Below are 15,876 nucleotides of genomic sequence, written 5' to 3' on the forward strand. Positions count from 1 at the left end.
AACGACCGGGGCACGACACATTTCGTCTCACTGCGCTCGTACCTTGGATGCATGACACTTCAGCTCACGGGCACGACCGCCCTCGTCACCGGCGCCAGCTCCGGCCTCGGCACCGCCTACGCCACGGAGTTCGCCCGACGAGGCGCCGACGTCGTGCTCGTCGCCCGCCGTGAGGACCGCCTGCGCGAGCTCGCCGACCGGCTGTCGTCCAGGTACGGGGTCACCGCGACCGTGATCCCGGCCGACCTGGCGGCTGCGGGCGCCGCGGCGAAGCTGCGCGCGGATGTCGAGGCTCGCGGCATCCACGTGCACGCCCTCGTCAACAACGCGGGCTTCGGTCTGCACGACGCCTTCCTCGAGGCGGATGCCGAGCGCACCGCTGAGATGATCGACCTCAACGTGAACGCGCTCGTCGCTCTGACCCGCGAGTTCCTGCCCGCGATGGTCGCTGCAGGCACCGGCATCGTCGTGAACATCGCGAGCACCGGCGCCTTCTCGCCGTGCCCGACGATGGCCGTCTACGGCGCGACCAAGGCGTTCGTGCTCTCGTTCACCGAGGCGCTCGCCTACGAGGTGCACCCGAAGGGGGTGCAGGTGCTCGCCGTCTGTCCCGGGGCGACGGCGACGGAGTTCCGTGAGGTCTCCGGCCTGCACGCGGAGCGCATGACCCCGGACGGCTCGCAGACTCCCGATCAGGTCATCGCGACGACTTTCAGGGCGCTCGACGGAGGCAAGGTCGGCAGCGTCACGTCGGGCGGACGCAACAAGCTGCTGCAGGGCCTCACCCGCCTCGCGCCGCGACGCACCGCCACCGCGATGGCCGCGCGCATCCTCTCCTAGTCAGAACCGGCGTGCGAACGGGAAGGGCCGGCGCATCCGCACGAGCAGGAGGATCGGCAGCAGCACGTACGGCAGGTTGAACGCCAGGAACTTCAGCGGGTTCGGCGTCACCCACTGCGGCTCGCCGAAGAACTCCACACCGAAGACGACCACTCCCGTGATCGTGGCGATCATCGTCGCGTAGATCACCGAGGGCAGCTGGATCCAGTTCCAGCCCTTCACGAGCGAGATCACCAGGGTCACGTAGAACACCGGGTAGACGAACGCCGACAGGCCGGTCACGAGCCGCATCCATACCGGCGGGTGCAGGAACAGCGGGTCGGTGTCGTGGGCGTACCACCAGTTGGAGTTCACGAAGAAGTTCGGGGACGGATGCGAGAACGGGATGCCGAGCGTCGGCAGCATGTCGCTGATCATGCTCGTGACCGTGAACAGCGAGAACACGACGATGAACACGCAGTCGAACGGTCGCGCCCGCAGCGGGAGGTTCGCAGGGCGGCAGGGCTCGGTGGATGCGTCGGTCGTCGGTGAGGTCACGCGCAGAGCGTAGCGGTCGGCTCAATGGCCGGGACGGTCCCCGAGCTTGTCGAGGGGTCGCACCACGATCAGCGGACGCGCGGCCCCTCGACAGGCTCGGGGACCGGAGGGGTCCGTCAGGGGGCCGTCAGCGGTCCAGGACGACGGCGAGGCCCTGACCGACGCCGATGCAGATCGCGGCGACCGCGACGCCCGATCCGCGGCGGGCGAGCTCGTGAGCCGCGTGGCCGATGATGCGGCCGCCGGAGGCGCCGAGTGGGTGGCCGATCGCCAGGGCACCACCGTGGATGTTCACCTTCTCCGGGTCGAGATCGGGCCACCCCTGGATGCAGGCGAGGGACTGGGATGCGAACGCCTCATTGAGCTCGACCAGGTCGACGTCGGCCCACGTGTACCCCGCGCGGGCGAGCGCCTTGTTCGCCGCCTCGATGGGGGCGATCGGGAACATGTCCGGGTCCACGCCGTGCGACGCCCGGGAGGCGATGCGGGCGAGGGGCTCGGCATCCACCACCCCTTCCGCACCCAGCAGCACGGCCGAGGCCCCGTCGTTGATGGGCGACGAGTTGCCCGCGGTCACGCTGCCGTCGGAGGCGAACAGCGCCCGAAGCCCCGCGAGGACCTCCACCGACGTGTCGTCGCGGATGCCCTCATCCCGCGCCAGCTCGGCGCCGGGGACCTGCACGATCTCGGAGTCGTACACGCCCTCAGCCCACGCGGCAGCGGCGAGCCGGTGCGAGCGGACCGCGAACCCGTCCTGCGCCCCGCGGCCGATCCCCCACGCGCGAGCGATCTTCTCCGCCGACTCGCCGTTGGAGATCGTCCAGTGCCGCGGCAGCGCAGGGTTCACCATCCGCCAGCCGATCGACGTGTTCCACAGCGTCTGGTTGCCGACCGACGGCCACGCCCGCGGCGACTTCTCCACGACGAACGGGGCACGACTCATCGACTCCACCCCGCCGGCCAGGACGATCTCGGCATCACCCGTCTCGATCGCGCGGGACCCCTGGATCACGGCCTCGACGCTCGACGCGCACAGCCGATTGACCGTCACCCCGGTCACACTCGTCGGAAACCCCGCCAGCAGCGCGCCCATCCGGCCGATGTTCCGGTTGTCCTCCCCCGCCTGATTCGCGTCTCCGAAGACCACATCGTCGATCCGCGCCGGGTCCAGGCCGGTGCGCTCCACGATCGACCGCATCACGACCGCCGCCAGGTCGTCGGGGCGCACCCCCGACAGGGCGCCGCCGGCACGACCGAACGGCGTGCGCACCGCGTCGAAGACGAAGGATGTGGTCATGTCGGGTTCTCCTTCGGGGATTCGCGGCGCTGCGACGGTGGGCGCTCAGCGACCGGTTTCAGGCTACCCGCGCCCGAGGGCAGTGGATTCCCATCCAATGGGATTCGGCGGCGGATGCTGTCATCCTGGAGCCATGGCGAATTCCCCGTCGGGCGATTCGGTCACCGACCGACTGCTCCGGGTGCTCGAGACCTTCACGCCGACCCGCACGGTGCAGACGGCGGCGGAGATCGGACGCCGTGCCGGACTGCCGACGTCGACGGCGCACCGGCTCGTCGGCGAGCTCGTCGAGGCGGGGCTGCTCGAGCGCGACGAGGACCGGCGCATCCGCATCGGCATGCGCCTGTGGGAGCTCGCGACCCGCTCCTCGCAGGCCCTGCGCCTGCGGCAGGCGGCCATGCCGTCGATGGAGCGCGTGCAGGCCCGCATCCACGAGCACACGCAGCTGGCGATCCTCGAGCAGGACGAGGCGCTCTTCCTCGAGCGGCTCTCGAGCCCCGACTCGGGCGCGAACGTCACGCGCGTGGCCGGGCGCCTCCCCCTCCACGCATCGTCGTCGGGGCTCGTGCTCCTCGCGTTCGGAAGCCGCGAGCTGCAGGAGCGGATCCTCGCGGCTCCCCTCGCTCCCGTCTCGCGCGAGACGCTCACGGATGCCGGCGCCCTGCGCCGCAAGCTCGCCGAGGTGCGCCGGCTCGGCCACGCGATCGCCCCCGGGTACATCGAGGCGGTCTCGACCGGCGCCGCGGTGCCCATCCGCGACGAGACCGGGACGGTGATCGCGGCGCTCTCGGCCGTGCTGCCGCGGGATGCGGCGGTCGACCCGCCGCTCGTGGAGCTGCACGGCGCTGCCCGCGAGATCGCCGCCGCGCTGCGCGACCACGGCTGAGCGACCACCGCTGAGCCTTCCAGCGGCCCGAATCGGACGCCGGGCTGGACAACTGTTCCCGTTGAATGAGAACAGCCCCCGCATCACGACGCGCACTTGGGATGCTGGGCGGGTCGAAGGAGACCCATGACCACCACCATCCGCACCCAGGTCGCCATCATCGGCGCCGGGCCCGCCGGGCTGCTGCTCTCGCACCTGCTGGATGCCGCCGGCATCGACTCGATCGTCATCGATCAGCGCAGCCGCGACGAGATCGAGCACACGATCCGCGCCGGCATCCTCGAGCAGGGCACCGTCGATGTGCTCGTCTCGACCGGCGCCTCGACGCGCGTCCTCAGCGAGGCCCACCAGCACGACGGCATCGAGCTGCGCTTCGACGGCGGCGGCCACCGGTTCGACTTCCCCGCGCTCACCGGGCGCAGCGTCTGGCTCTACCCGCAGCACGAGGTGCTGAAAGACCTCATCGGGGCCCGCCTGGCCGCGGGCCAGGACCTGCGCTTCAACGTCACGGCGCAGTCCGTGGAGGGCGCCGAGACCGACCGCCCGCACGTGATCGCCACCGACGCGGACGGCCAGACCCTCGACATCGAGGCCGACCTCGTCGTCGGCGCGGACGGCTCCCGCAGCGTCGCGCGCGTCGCGGTGTGCGGGTCGAGCCGCGACGGCTACTTCCGCGAGTACCCGTTCGCCTGGTTCGGCATCCTGTGCGAGGCGCCCCCGAGCAACGACGTGCTCATCTACAGCAATTCCGACAACGGCTTCGCCCTCATCAGCCAGCGCAGCGACACCGTGCAGCGCATGTACTTCCAGTGCGACCCGGATGCCGACCCCGACGCCCTCACCGAGGAGCAGATCTGGGAGGAGCTGCAGTCCCGCGTCCCCGGCACGACGCTGAAGGAGGGTCCCATCTTCCAGCGCGACATCCTCCGCTTCCGCAGCTTCGTCGCGCACGAGATGCGACGCGGCCGCGTGGTGCTGATCGGGGATGCGGCGCACACCGTGCCGCCGACCGGCGCCAAGGGCATGAACCTGGCGGTCGCCGATGTGGTGCTGCTCGAGAAGGCGATCCGCGCTCTGCTCCTCGAGGACGACGAGCGCCCGCTCGACCGCTACCCCGAGGTCGCCTCGCGCCGCATCTGGAAGGCGCAGCACTTCTCCTGGTGGATGACGAGCATGCTCCATGTGGCGCCGGACGCCTCGGAGTTCGACCGCCGCCGGCAGCTCGGCGAGCTCCGCATGGTCACCGAGTCCGAGGCCGGTCGCGCGTACCTCGCGGAGGCCTACACCGGCTGGCCTTTCGAGACGCAGCGCTGAGGGCCGTCGGAGAGGCCCCGCGGGTGGCCGGGGCTCAGCGGTGTCGGGCGCGCGAGCGCGGGCGTGCCGACGGGATCTCCGGTCCGGCGACCGCCGGGCCGACAGCGCCGGACAGCTCGCCGATGCCCTCCACCACCAGACGCACGACATCGCCCTCGACCAGCGGAGGCGGCGTGAGGCCGCCGTTGCGACCCCACAGCTCGCCGAGGCATCCACCGTTCCCGACCGTCCCCGATCCGAGGACGTCGCCCGGCACCACGCGCGAGTTGCGGGATGCGTAGGCCACGAGCTCGGGCAGCGGCCACCCCATGTTCGATACGAGGTCCTCGCCGACGAGCTCGTCGTTGATGTACGCCTCGGCGCGGATCGCCAGGAAGCCGTCCTCGTCGAGGTAGGGCTCGAACTCGTCCGCCGTGACGATCCACGGCCCGAGACTCATCCCGAAGTCCTTGCCCTTCGCCGGCCCGAGCCGCACCTTCATCTCACGAGCCTGGAGGTCGCGGGCCGACCAGTCGTTCATGATCGTGTAGCCGAAGACGACCTGCTTCGCCTCGGCCGCGGAGAGGTTCGCCCCTGGGGTCCCCGAGCGCGTCGAGGGGCCCTCGGCCGCGCCGATGACGACCGCCACCTCGAGCTCGAAGTCCAGGCGCTGCGTGACGGGCGGCGACACGGGTTCGCCCGGACCGAGGATCGTGTGCGGGTTCGTGAAGTAGAAGGTCGGCGCCTGGTACCACTCCGGCGCGACGTCGCTCTTGCCCTCGATCCCCGCGCTGACGCCCTCGACGTGCTCCTCGAACGCCACGAAGTCGCGGATCGCCGCGGGCACGACGGGCGCCAGCAGCTGCACGTCCGCGAGCGGCAGGCCCGCGGCCGGGCCCACTCCCCCGGAGGCCCCGGCCGGCGCCCCGGCGACGGGTGGAGGGGGCGCGGGAATGCTCACCTGCTCGAACAGGGCGCGCGTCTGCGCGAGTCCGCGGGCGAGCACGTCCGCGACCGTCAGGCCGTCGGGGAACGGCACGACGCGATCACCGACGACGAACCCCTCCCCGATCACGCCTCCCGTGGTCCAGCGGGCGATCCTCATGCCGACAGCTCCGCGAAGGTCTCGGCGACCCAGTCGGCCGTCCACTGCGAGACGTAGGGCATGTTGTCGAGGCCGATGTGCTCCGCGCCGCCCTCCTCCTGGGTGAAGATGCGCAGCTCGCGCTTGGGCGAGTTCACGGCAGCCTCGTACTCCTTGTACGCGTACTCGACGGGGATCTGCCGGTCGCCGATGCCGTGGGTCACGAGGAACGGCACCGTGATGTCCTCGACGACGCCCTCGAGGCGCATGTTCTCCGTCTTCTCGATGAAGTCGTCCATGTCGCTCGCGCCGAAGACCCAGTGCACGTGGTCCCAGTAGTGGGGCACGGGGTTCTCGCCTTCGCGCCGGCGGCGGGCCTCCTGCACGGCTGCCCAGTCGTAGTTGGCCCCCCAGGCGACCGCGAGCGCGATGCGCTTCTCGAACGCCGTCGCGCGCGGCACGTAGTAGCCGCCGAGCGACCAGCCGACGAGTCCGACGAGCTTCGGGTCGATGCCGAGCTCGGCGGCGTTCTCCTCGATCCAGTCGAGGGTGGATGCGGCCCACACCTCGGTGTCGTAGCGGGCGCGCAGATCGCGCATGCGCAGTGCCTCGCCGGAACCGGGCGGGTCCATCATGAGCGTCGAGATGCCCCGCGCGGCCAGCAGCTGCGGGAACCCCGAGGTGTACATCATCTCCTTGGTCGAGTCGAGGCCGTTCCACATCACCACGAGCGGGTGCGGGCCCTCGCCCGGGGCGCGGTGGAAGTACGACGGGATCGCGGAGCCCGCCGGGGCGTCGTCGCCCGTGTACGGGACGTCCACGACGGTCAGCGGCACCTCGCCCAGCTCGACGTGCTTCAGCAGCAGGTCGATCGACTTCTGGTAGGCGGCCTTGCGGCCCTCCCACTTCGGCGACTGGAGGCGCTCGGCCTGCGACGTGTACAGCGCAGCGCGGTAGTACTTCTCGGCCGCTCCGCGGCGCCAGCCGCGCGCCTCATCCTCCTGCGCGGAGGCGAGGATGCGGTCGGCCACCGCCTGCCATGAACCGTAGAGCAGCTCGGTGCCGACGTCATCCCCGTGCTCGGAGGCCTCGAGCACCGGACGCGACGCCTTGTCGACGTCGTCGATCAGACCGCCGTTGTTGAGCGTGGCGACGACCGACATGCTCCAGACGTAGTTGGTGGGGAAGTACATGTACACGGAACTGACTCCTAGGAGGTGGGAGGACGCACGGCGTCCGAGAGGTAGGTGGCGACGCCCGACAGCAGCTGGCCGCCGTCGACGCCGACTTCGGCGCCGGTGACGTAGGAGGCGGCGTCGGAGAGGAGGAACACGACGACGTTCGCGACGTCGTCGGGCTCCCCTCCGCGGTGCAGCGGGGCGATGGCGATGTTCGCGTCGAGGAAGGCGGGCGGCGCGCTCGCGGTCATCTCGGTGCGGATGTAGCCCGGGTGGACGATGTTGACGCGGATGCCGCGGGGCCCGAGCTCCGTGACGCACGAGTGGGTGAGGCCGCGCAGGGCCCACTTGCTGGTCGTGTACGCGGCCGTGTAGTGGCCGGTCACGCCGGCGGCCGAGCCGATGTTCACGATGGAGGACCCGGCATCCATCAACGGAAGAAGGGCCTGGATGCCGAGCATCGCCCCCGTCACGTTGATCGCGAGCACGCGGTCCCAGTCGGCGCGCTCGACGCTGCCGATGCGCACGCGATGGGTGACGCCGGCGTTGTTGACGAGGCCTTTCACCGTGCGTCCTCCGAGCGAGGCGGCGAGCTCGGCCCAGGCCGCTTCGTCGGTCACGTCGAGTCGGCGGTAGGTCACGGTGCCCGGCCTGACGCCCTCGGCGAAGCTCAGTGAAGCGGCATCCCGGAGCAGTCCCGGTGCGTCGTCGCGGATGTCCGCCGCGATGACGTCGGCGCCCAGGGCGGCCAGCAGCAGGGCCTCCGCGGCCCCCTGGCCACCAGCGGCCCCGGTCACGACGAAGAGGCTCCCGGTGATGCCGGGCAGCTGAAGTCCGGTCATATGGCGCGGTCCCGGGGTCCGTGGCGCAGGAGGCCGTTGCGCACGTCGGCGGGCAGCACGTCGAGGACGTCCTCGCCGAACGCACCGCCCACGAGCACGAAGGCGACGCGGGCGACGGCGTCCCCGCGATTGGCCCACGCGTGGTCGGTGCCCCGCTGGACGACGATGTCGCCGGCGCCGGCCGTGACCTCGCTGTCGTCCAGGATCAGCGTGATCTCACCCTCGAGGACGATGCCGTAGTCGATCGACTCGGTGCGGTGGACAGGCGACTGCAGGCCGCGGTCGTCCAGATGCCCGGGGAGGAACTCGTTGATCCGGATGCGGGTCCCCTGCGTCGGCGGCGGCACCGTCAGAGCGCCGGCGGTCGGGTCCTCGAACCCGCCCCCGATCGTCGCGGGGGCGGACGTCGTGACCCACACCTCGTGGAACGCGACGCCGTCCTCCTGGAGCTCGCGCGTGACCGGCACCGGGCCGTCGCTGACGACGACCGATGCGCCGGCGGCGTCGTGGCCCGTGACGATCCGGCGAGGGATGCGGAAGCCGCCGGTCACGGCGCGGGCACCAGGGCGGCGAGAGCCTGCCCCATGACGCGACCGGGGTCGGCGTCGGGTGCACCCGGGTCGAGCTCCCACTTCGCGAGGAGCATCGTGGAGTCGACGACGCCCTTGACCCGGGGGATGCGGCGCGCGTGGAACTCCGCGACCTGCGTGTCGAAGTCGCCGTCGGCGGTCACGTACTCGGCGAACAGCAGCGCGTCCTCGACGCACTGCGCGGCGCCCTGTGCGATGAGCGGGGGGACGGCGTGCACAGTCTCGCCGAGTGCGACGACCCGGCCCCGGTTCCACGGCCCCTCCACGAAGATCCACTCGATCTCCTGGAAGTTGAGGAATGTGTCGGGCCCGATCGACTCGCGCAGGTAGTCGAACTGCCCGTGGTAGTTCGCCATGAGCCGCTGCACCTCCTGCCAGCCCTCGAGGCCGTTGTCCGGACGCTGCGGCGGGCACAGCACGAAGATGTAGCACTGGCTGTCGCTCACCGGCGTGTAGCCGACCTTGAACGCGCCCTGGTCGTCGAAGGGGTACGCGATGCCGCCGGTCATCTCCGGCAGCCGCGACGTGACCGCGCGCCAGATGCCGAGTCCGCTCGGGCGTCGGTCCTCCGTGATGCCGAGCTTGGGGCGCGTCTGCGACTTGATGCCCTCCGCGACGACGATGACGTCCCACGACTCGGTCGTGCCGTCGGACAGCACGGAGGTCGCGGTGTCGCCGTCGTTCTCGAACGACGTGAGCTCGAAGCCGAGGCGGATCTCGACGCCGAGCGACTCCGCCTTGCGCACGAGGATCTCGTGCAGGTCGGGACGCAGGGCGCCGATCGTCGCGGGCAGGTCGTCACCGCCGGTGCGCGGAGTCGGCATCTCGGCCATCACCCGCCCGTCCGCGAAATAGAGGGTGACGGCGTTCTCCGCCTGGCCGACGGCGAGCACCTCGTCGATGACGCCGATCTCCTTGAAGACGCGGAGCGCGTTGCCCTGGATCGTCAGGCCGTGCCCGACGCGCGCCCACGCGGGCGCCTTGTCGACGAGCGTGACCTCGACCCCCCGCTGGGCGAGGGCGATCGACGTCGTGAGGCCGGTGAATCCACCGCCGACGATGAGCGCGCTGCGAACCGACATCTTCGTCTCCATCCCGGACGCGCCTCTGCGTTGGGTGCGTTCCGTCCGTTACCGACGTTACGTCCGGTGCCGGACGACGACCAATCGCCGTTGCTGATGCCTGATATCAGCGATCAGGAATGCAGGAGGCCGTCAGCGACGCCTCGCGCGACGAGCCCGCGGAACCAGGCGTGGCCGTCGTCGTGCGCGTGCGCCGGATGCCACCACATCCGCTGGAGTAGCTCCACACGCGGGAACGGCGTGGGCACGGCCACCGTGCCGGTGAGCGCCGCGCTGTCGGCTGCGAGCCGGCCGGGCACGACCCCGATGAGGTCCGTGCCGCTCACGGTCAGCGGAATGGAGAGCAGTGTGGAGGTCGTGACCCGCACCCGCGGATGCAGGTCGAGCTCGTGCATGCGCCTCTCCGCCGCCGTGATGTGCGCGCGGCCGAAGTCGCAGCGGATGAAGGGACTCGCCAGGAAATCGTCCAGCGAGACCGTCCCGTCGGCCACGATCGGATTGCCGCGGTCGGCGATCACGACGTACTCGTCACGGAAGAGCTCCATGCTGTCGACCTCGATGCCGATGCCGGGCGGGGCGACGATGAAGTCGTTGGCGAGCAGGTCGCGCATCGCATCCGTCGGCTCGGCGGGGAGGCGGAGCGTGTCGAAGCGGATGCCGGGGGCCTGCGCCTGCGCAAGGTCGAACACCGGGCCCAGCTCGAGGGCGCTGAAGTCCGAGACCTGGATGCGGAAGATCCGCCGGCTCGTCTCCGGATCGAACGGCTCGGCCTGACCGAGCGCCTGGGCGACCAGCGGCAGCGTGAGCTGGATCTGCGGGAGTATCTGCCGCGCCAGCGGCGTCAGCTCGTACTCGCGCCCCACGCGTACGAGCAGCTCGTCCTGGAAGACGGTGCGCAGACGCGCGAGAGCGCTCGACATCGTCGACTGACCACTGCCGATGCGCTCCCCGGCGCGGGTGACGTTCGCCTCCTCGAGCAGCGCGCGCAGCGCCACGAGGAGGTTGAGATCGGTGTCTCCGCTCGTCACAGATGCATGGTATCCGGCGGGAGCATGGCTCACCCGGGGGCCGTCGCCCTACTCTCATCACGTCGTTCCGTGCGCTTCGCGTGCCCCGGGGACGCCCCTGACTCACAAGAAAGGTCGACGATGACTGAGCGACTCGTCTCCCACCTGCGCTACGCCGCCCTCGCCGTGCCGAACTTCGAGGTCGAGCGCGACTTCTTCGTCAGGCACTGGGGCCTGACCGAGGTTCGCGCCGAGGACGGCCTCTCCTATCTGGCCGCGGAGGGCTCGACCGAGCCCTTCATCCTGCGCCTGCGCAAGGACGACAAGCGCGTCGACCTCGCCGGCTTCGGCGTGCGCAGTCGCGCCGACGTCGACGCCCTCGCCGCCAAGCTCCACGCCGAGGACGTGCAGTTCATCCACGAGCCGCAGGAGCTCGACGGATTCAGCGGCGGCTACGGCTTCCGCGTGTTCGACGGCGACGGCCGCGCGCTCGAGTTCTCGACGGGCTACCAGACGCGCGAGGCGCGCAAGATCCGCGAGCGCGAGCCGATCCCGGCCAAGCTCTCGCACATGGTCTTCAACTCGCAGGACCTGAACAAGACGGCGCAGTGGTACGTCGACCACCTCGACTTCACGATCTCGGACTCGCTCGTGCGCCCGGACGGCACCGACATGATGCACTTCATGCGCTGCAACCCGAACCACCACTCGATCGCCGTGGCGATGGGTCCGCACCACTCGCTGCACCACCTCTCGTTCGAGATGCGCGGCATCGAGGAGTGGATGCGCGGCGCGGGCAAGATCCTCCGCTCGGGCGCGCGCATGATCTGGGGTCCCGGGCGCCACAACGCCGGCGACAACACGTTCGCCTACTTCCTCGACCCGGCCGGGAACACGATCGAGTACACGACCGAGCTCTCGATGGTGGACGACGAGAACTGGGTCGCCCACAAGCACGACATCAGCCAACTGTCGACACAGGACCAGTGGGGCACCGCGCAGGAGATGAGCGAGCTCGTCGCCCGCGAGTCCTTCAACGACATCGACAAGGGCCTGTTCGTCGCCCCGCCGGTGTGACCGCACGTCTTCGTGAGCCGACGCATCCACTGGGAGAACCGATCATGACACGCATCCACTTCGCCGCCGACCACGGCGGCTACGAGCTCGGCCGAGCCCTCGAGGCGCGGGCGCGCGCCGCCGGCTTCGACGTCGTATGGCACGGCGCCGATGAGCCCGACCCGGGGGATGACTACCCGATCTTCGCCGTCCGCGTCGGCCGTTCGGTGGTCGAGGACCAGGATGCGGCGATCGACGCGTTCGGCGTGCTCGTCGTGGACGAAGCGGTCGCGGGTGTGGTCGCCGCCAACAAGGTCAACGGGGCCCGCGCCGTCACGAGCACGTCTCCCCGCGCGGCGGCGCACGCGCGCGGCGTCGTGGATGCGAACGTCCTCGTGCTCGAGGGCATCGCCTACGAGGAGTCGGCGTGGCTGAACGTGTCCGCGTTCGTGACGGCATCCATGGAGCAGACCGTCGAGCGCGGCCGGCAGATCCTGCAGATCGAGGAGTACGAGAACTCCGGGACGATCGAGGGATGGGCCGTGCAGCTCGAGCCGGACCAGATCGCCGTCCGGCACGAGTAACGTCGCGGGCATGAGCAGAGCCGCACTGTACGACCGCACCGGCGGGCCCGAGGTCCTCTACATCGGCGACGCCGCCGATCCCCAGCCGGGGCCCGGCCAGGTCGTCGTGAGAGTGCAGGCCGCGGGCCTCAATCCGGTGGACTCGAAGCTGCGCAGCGGCTTCATCCCCTCGGATGCGCCGTTCCCGCGGCGCGTGGGCTCCGATCTCGCCGGAACCGTCATCGCCGTCGGCGAGGGCGCCGTCTACGGGGACGGCAGGCCGGTCTCCGTCGGAGACGAGGTGCTCGGGCGCGGGCCCGGGGCCGTCGCCGAACGCACGCTGGCCGAGGCGGCCGAGCTCGCGATCCGGCCGCACGAGCTGCCGGTGGATGTCGCGGGTGGCCTGTGGATCGCGGGGCTCACCGCGGTCTCGTGCCTCGCGACCGTCCCGGTCGATGCCGACGACGTCGTGCTGGTCGGCGGCAGCACTGGCGGCGTGGGGCTCATGGCGGCTCAGCTCGCCGTCGCGACCGGCGCCCGCGTGATCGGGACGGCCGGCCCGCGCGCCGCGGAGTTCCTCGAGTCGCTCGGCATCGAGCCCGTCGCCTACGGCGAGGGGCTGGTCGACCGCCTGCCTCCGGCGGGCACGATCACCGCCGTCATCGACTGCCACGGTCGCGAGGCCCTCGACGCCGGCATCGCCCTCGGCGTGCCCGTCGACCGCATGGTCGCGATCGCCGCGTACGGCGCTGTGCACGAGCTCGGCGTGCACAACGTCGAGCGCTCCGCCCGCACCGCCCAGAACCTCGCCGGTCTCGCCGCCGGCATCGCGGCGGGAGACCTCCTGCTGCCCGTCGCGGCGACGTTCCCGCTCGACGAGGTCGCTGCGGCGTTCGAGGCCCTCGAGTCGTCGCACGCGCCGGGGAAGATCGTCGTCCTCCCCTGAAGCGGGTCAGCCCTTCCAGACCGTCTTCAGGTTGCAGAACTCCCGGATGCCGGCGGCCGCCAGCTCGCGGCCGACACCGGAGTCCTTGACACCGCCGAACGGCAGCTCGGGATAGGAGGCCGTCATCCCGTTGACGAACACCGCGCCGGCGTCGAGGTTCTCCACGAACCAGTCCTCCTCGTCGGGGTCGGTCGTCCAGACCGCCGACGAGAGTCCGAAGGTCGTGCCATTGGCGACGGCGGCGGCCTCCTCGCGGTCGGCCACGCGGTACACCGTGGCGACGTGGCCGAAGGCCTCCTCGAGGTGCAGGCGCATCCCGGGAGCCACGCCCTCGATCACGGTCGGCTCGTAGAACCAGCCGTCGCGGTCCGGCACGAACCCGCCGGTGCGGACGATCGCGCCCTTGGCGACGGCATCCGCCACCTGGCTCTCCAGCTCGTCGCGACCGGACTCGGTGGCGAGCGGCCCGACGTCGGTCGCCTCGTCGAGCGGGTCGCCCACCGTGAGCGCGGCGACCTTCTCGCAGAAGAGCCGCGTGAACGCGTCGTAGACGTCGGTGTGGACGATGAAGCGCTTGGCCGCGATGCACGACTGGCCGTTGTTCTGGTTGCGCGCGGTGACGGCGACGGATGCCGCCCGGTCGACGTCGGCGCTCGACATGACGATGAACGGATCCGAGCCGCCGAGCTCGAGCACCACGTGCTTGACCTCGGAGCCGGCGATCGCGGCGAGCGAGCGCCCGGCGGGCTCGGAGCCCGTGAGCGTGGCGGCCTTGACGCGCGGGTCGCGCAGCACCTTCTCGACGCGGGATGCGGGGATCAGCAGGGCGTGGAACGATCCGGCGGGGAATCCGGCGCGCTCGAAGAGCGTGTCGAGGTAGAGCGCGGCCTGCGGCACGTTCGACGAGTGCTTGAGCAGGCCCGTGTTGCCCGCCATGAGCGCCGGACCGGCGAACCGCAGCACCTGCCACAGCGGGTAGTTCCACGGCATGACGGCGAGCACGACGCCGATCGGCGCGTAGCGGGTGCCGGCCTGCGAGGCGCCCACCGCAGAGGGGTCGTCAAGCTGCTCGGGCGCGAGGAACTCCTCGGCGTGGTCGGCGTAGAAGCGCAGTCCCTTGGCGCACTTGAGCACCTCGGCGCGGGCGCCCTTGATCGGCCGACCCATCTCGATCGTGATGATGCGGGCGAGCTTCTCGACGTCGTCCTCCAGCAGCTGCGCGGCCGCCCGCATCCATTCCGCACGCTGCGCGAAGCTCGTCCGGCGCAACTCGGCGAACGCCGCGTGCGTCGCGGCGATGCGCTCCTCGACCTCGGCGTCGGTGTGCGGCTCGAACTCCTGCTCGGTCCGCCCGGTGAAGGGGTTGATCGTGGCGATGGCCATGCGGGCTCCTGTTCGATCGGCGGGGTCGTCGCGATGCTACGTGCCCGCGACGCTGTGCGTCCATCATCCGCCGCGATGCCTCCCATGGGGGCGGAGGATCGGCTCGGATATCGGATGCCCGGCGGCGAGAATACGTGGCATCGCGCGGTGCCACTCCCGGCGCAGACGGAGCCCGCCCAAGATGGATGTGACCGAAGGAGCTCCCGTTGCGTTTCGTAGACCTGTCCATGCCGCTGGACGACGTCATCCCCGTCGACCCGCCGTTCCTGCGCCCGAAGATCGAGTACAAGGACCACCAGGCCGGTCTGAAGGACATGGATGCGATGTACGGCATCCGCCCCGACCAGCTGCTGGACCAGCAGGGCCTGGCCGCCGAGACGGTGACGATCACGACGCACGCCGGCACGCACGTGGATGCGCCGTGGCACTACCACCCGACCATGAACAACGGCGAGCGCGCCTGGACGATCGACGAGGTGCCGCTCGACTGGTTCTTCCGGCCCGGCGTCAAGCTCGATCTGCGTCATCTGCCCAGCGGGCACCTCGTGACCCCGGACGACATCGACGCGGAGCTCGAGCGCATCGGCTACGAGCTGAAGCCGCTGGACATCGTGCTCGCCAACACCATCGCCGCGAGCGCCTACGGCCGCGACGACTACATCGACACCGGCATCGGCTTCGGCCGGGATGCGACGCTGCACCTCACGGGCAAGGGCGTCCGCGTCGTCGGCACCGACGCGTGGGGCTGGGACCTGCCGGTCAGCATCAACCGCCGCCTCTTCGAGGAGACCGGCGACCCGACCATCGTGTGGGAGGGCCACAAGGCCGGCGCCGAGGTCGGCTACTGCCAGATCGAGAAGCTCCAGAACCTCGAGGAGCTTCCCGCCTTCGGCTTCACCGTGGCCTGCTTCCCGGCCAAGGTGCGCGGCGCCTCGGCCGGCTGGACCCGCGCCGTCGCCCTCTTCGACAACTGAAACCCCGCCCGAAAGGAAGAGACATGGCATTCGTCTGCAGCGCCACCTGGATCGCCAGGCCCGGAGAGGAGGAGACCGTGCGCGACGCGCTGGAGAAGCTCTCCCCCGCCTCGCGCAAGGAGCCCGGCAACATCTACTACCAGGCCTATCAGAGCCCCGAGGAGCCGCACACGTTCCGCATCTTCGAGGTGTACGTGGACGAGGACGCGTTCACGGCGCACGGCACCTACCCCCACTTCGAGCAGTGGGCGCTCGGCCAGGCGATCCCGGCCCTGGAGACCCGTCGGCGCGACTTCTACGCCACGCTGGACTTCTGAG

General features: G+C 70.8%; 17 protein-coding genes. 8 read left to right on the plus strand and 9 right to left on the minus strand.

The window, feature by feature from the left end; all coding sequences use genetic code 11:
* The first annotated feature begins 51 nt into the window (after positions 1-51).
* A complete protein-coding gene (locus SM116_RS17555; RefSeq protein ID WP_320942254.1) occupies positions 52-840 on the plus strand; it encodes an SDR family NAD(P)-dependent oxidoreductase in 789 nt (262 codons plus the stop codon).
* Here SM116_RS17555 and SM116_RS17560 read toward each other — a convergent pair whose 3' ends face one another.
* Both SM116_RS17560 and SM116_RS17565 read right to left on the minus strand, forming a co-directional pair.
* On the minus strand, positions 841-1,377 hold the full coding sequence (locus SM116_RS17560) for an EXPERA domain-containing protein (protein ID WP_320942255.1): 537 nt from the start codon (positions 1,375-1,377) through the stop codon (positions 841-843).
* Positions 1,378-1,504: 127 nt separating this feature from the next.
* On the minus strand, positions 1,505-2,674 hold the full coding sequence (locus SM116_RS17565) for a thiolase family protein (RefSeq protein WP_320942256.1): 1,170 nt from the start codon (positions 2,672-2,674) through the stop codon (positions 1,505-1,507).
* A gap of 133 nt (positions 2,675-2,807) precedes the next feature.
* Here SM116_RS17565 and SM116_RS17570 point away from each other — a divergent pair, with 133 nt between their 5' ends.
* The gene (locus SM116_RS17570) at positions 2,808-3,560 is read left to right on the plus strand and encodes an IclR family transcriptional regulator (RefSeq protein ID WP_320942257.1); all 753 of its coding nucleotides are present in this window, start codon (positions 2,808-2,810) and stop codon (positions 3,558-3,560) included.
* A gap of 126 nt (positions 3,561-3,686) precedes the next feature.
* Positions 3,687-4,874, plus strand: a complete 1,188-nt coding sequence (locus SM116_RS17575) for a 4-hydroxybenzoate 3-monooxygenase (protein WP_320942258.1) — start codon at positions 3,687-3,689, stop codon at positions 4,872-4,874.
* Between the two features lie 34 nt (positions 4,875-4,908).
* On the opposite strand, the gene SM116_RS17580 is transcribed toward SM116_RS17575, so the two are convergent.
* From SM116_RS17580 to SM116_RS17605, 6 genes are all read right to left on the minus strand, one after another.
* Entirely contained in the window at positions 4,909-5,958 is a 1,050-nt protein-coding gene (locus tag SM116_RS17580; protein WP_320942259.1) for a fumarylacetoacetate hydrolase family protein, read from the minus strand.
* Positions 5,955-7,130 (minus strand): alpha/beta hydrolase family protein, encoded by a 1,176-nt coding sequence (locus tag SM116_RS17585; protein ID WP_320944207.1) that lies wholly within the window; start codon positions 7,128-7,130, stop codon positions 5,955-5,957. The genes SM116_RS17580 and SM116_RS17585 overlap by 4 nt, the downstream gene beginning before the upstream one ends.
* Positions 7,131-7,147: 17 nt before the next feature.
* On the minus strand, positions 7,148-7,957 hold the full coding sequence (locus tag SM116_RS17590; protein ID WP_320942260.1) for an SDR family NAD(P)-dependent oxidoreductase: 810 nt from the start codon (positions 7,955-7,957) through the stop codon (positions 7,148-7,150).
* A complete protein-coding gene (locus SM116_RS17595) occupies positions 7,954-8,508 on the minus strand; it encodes a cupin domain-containing protein (RefSeq protein ID WP_320942261.1) in 555 nt (184 codons plus the stop codon). The genes SM116_RS17590 and SM116_RS17595 overlap by 4 nt, the downstream gene beginning before the upstream one ends.
* A complete protein-coding gene (locus tag SM116_RS17600; protein ID WP_320942262.1) occupies positions 8,505-9,641 on the minus strand; it encodes an FAD-dependent oxidoreductase in 1,137 nt (378 codons plus the stop codon). The genes SM116_RS17595 and SM116_RS17600 overlap by 4 nt, the downstream gene beginning before the upstream one ends.
* 101 nt (positions 9,642-9,742) lie before the next feature.
* Positions 9,743-10,657 carry a LysR family transcriptional regulator gene (locus tag SM116_RS17605; RefSeq protein ID WP_320942263.1) on the minus strand — a complete coding sequence of 305 codons (915 nt, stop codon included), beginning with the start codon at positions 10,655-10,657 and terminating at the stop codon, positions 9,743-9,745.
* Positions 10,658-10,777: 120 nt separating this feature from the next.
* Between SM116_RS17605 and SM116_RS17610 the strand changes: the two genes are divergently transcribed.
* From SM116_RS17610 to SM116_RS17620, 3 genes are read left to right on the plus strand one after another with little or no spacing between them, the layout of a single operon-like run.
* Positions 10,778-11,713, plus strand: coding sequence for a VOC family protein (locus tag SM116_RS17610; RefSeq protein ID WP_320942264.1), 936 nt, complete (start codon positions 10,778-10,780; stop codon positions 11,711-11,713).
* Between the two features lie 44 nt (positions 11,714-11,757).
* On the plus strand, positions 11,758-12,276 hold the full coding sequence (locus SM116_RS17615; RefSeq protein ID WP_320942265.1) for an RpiB/LacA/LacB family sugar-phosphate isomerase: 519 nt from the start codon (positions 11,758-11,760) through the stop codon (positions 12,274-12,276).
* A 10-nt stretch (positions 12,277-12,286) separates the two neighbouring features.
* Entirely contained in the window at positions 12,287-13,201 is a 915-nt protein-coding gene (locus tag SM116_RS17620) for an NADP-dependent oxidoreductase (RefSeq protein ID WP_320942266.1), read from the plus strand.
* Between the two features lie 6 nt (positions 13,202-13,207).
* Here the strand turns inward: SM116_RS17620 and SM116_RS17625 are convergent, their stop codons facing one another.
* Positions 13,208-14,584: an NADP-dependent succinic semialdehyde dehydrogenase gene (locus tag SM116_RS17625; protein ID WP_320942267.1), complete on the minus strand. Its 1,377-nt coding sequence runs from the start codon at positions 14,582-14,584 to the stop codon at positions 13,208-13,210.
* 206 nt (positions 14,585-14,790) lie between these two features.
* Between SM116_RS17625 and SM116_RS17630 the strand changes: the two genes are divergently transcribed.
* The gene (locus SM116_RS17630; RefSeq protein WP_320942268.1) at positions 14,791-15,558 is read left to right on the plus strand and encodes a cyclase family protein; all 768 of its coding nucleotides are present in this window, start codon (positions 14,791-14,793) and stop codon (positions 15,556-15,558) included.
* 23 nt (positions 15,559-15,581) lie between these two features.
* Complete coding sequence (locus SM116_RS17635; RefSeq protein WP_320942269.1) at positions 15,582-15,875, plus strand: putative quinol monooxygenase; 294 nt, start codon at positions 15,582-15,584, stop codon at positions 15,873-15,875.
* The last annotated feature ends 1 nt before the right edge of the window (position 15,876 follow it).

This window comes from Microbacterium rhizosphaerae (assembly GCF_034120055.1).
GTDB classification, from domain to species: domain Bacteria; phylum Actinomycetota; class Actinomycetes; order Actinomycetales; family Microbacteriaceae; genus Microbacterium; species Microbacterium rhizosphaerae.

Coding starts and splice junctions, on each gene's coding strand:
- SM116_RS17570 (WP_320942257.1), top strand. CDS start 2,808: ATGGCGAATTCCCCGTCGGGCGATTCGGTCACCGACCGACTGCTCCGG.
- SM116_RS17620 (WP_320942266.1), top strand. CDS start 12,287: ATGAGCAGAGCCGCACTGTACGACCGCACCGGCGGGCCCGAGGTCCTC.
- SM116_RS17635 (WP_320942269.1), top strand. CDS start 15,582: ATGGCATTCGTCTGCAGCGCCACCTGGATCGCCAGGCCCGGAGAGGAG.
- SM116_RS17615 (WP_320942265.1), top strand. CDS start 11,758: ATGACACGCATCCACTTCGCCGCCGACCACGGCGGCTACGAGCTCGGC.
- SM116_RS17555 (WP_320942254.1), top strand. CDS start 52: ATGACACTTCAGCTCACGGGCACGACCGCCCTCGTCACCGGCGCCAGC.
- SM116_RS17590 (WP_320942260.1), bottom strand. CDS start 7,957: ATGACCGGACTTCAGCTGCCCGGCATCACCGGGAGCCTCTTCGTCGTG.
- SM116_RS17575 (WP_320942258.1), top strand. CDS start 3,687: ATGACCACCACCATCCGCACCCAGGTCGCCATCATCGGCGCCGGGCCC.
- SM116_RS17580 (WP_320942259.1), bottom strand. CDS start 5,958: ATGAGGATCGCCCGCTGGACCACGGGAGGCGTGATCGGGGAGGGGTTC.
- SM116_RS17625 (WP_320942267.1), bottom strand. CDS start 14,584: ATGGCCATCGCCACGATCAACCCCTTCACCGGGCGGACCGAGCAGGAG.
- SM116_RS17585 (WP_320944207.1), bottom strand. CDS start 7,130: ATGTACTTCCCCACCAACTACGTCTGGAGCATGTCGGTCGTCGCCACG.
- SM116_RS17565 (WP_320942256.1), bottom strand. CDS start 2,674: ATGACCACATCCTTCGTCTTCGACGCGGTGCGCACGCCGTTCGGTCGT.
- SM116_RS17600 (WP_320942262.1), bottom strand. CDS start 9,641: ATGGAGACGAAGATGTCGGTTCGCAGCGCGCTCATCGTCGGCGGTGGA.
- SM116_RS17610 (WP_320942264.1), top strand. CDS start 10,778: ATGACTGAGCGACTCGTCTCCCACCTGCGCTACGCCGCCCTCGCCGTG.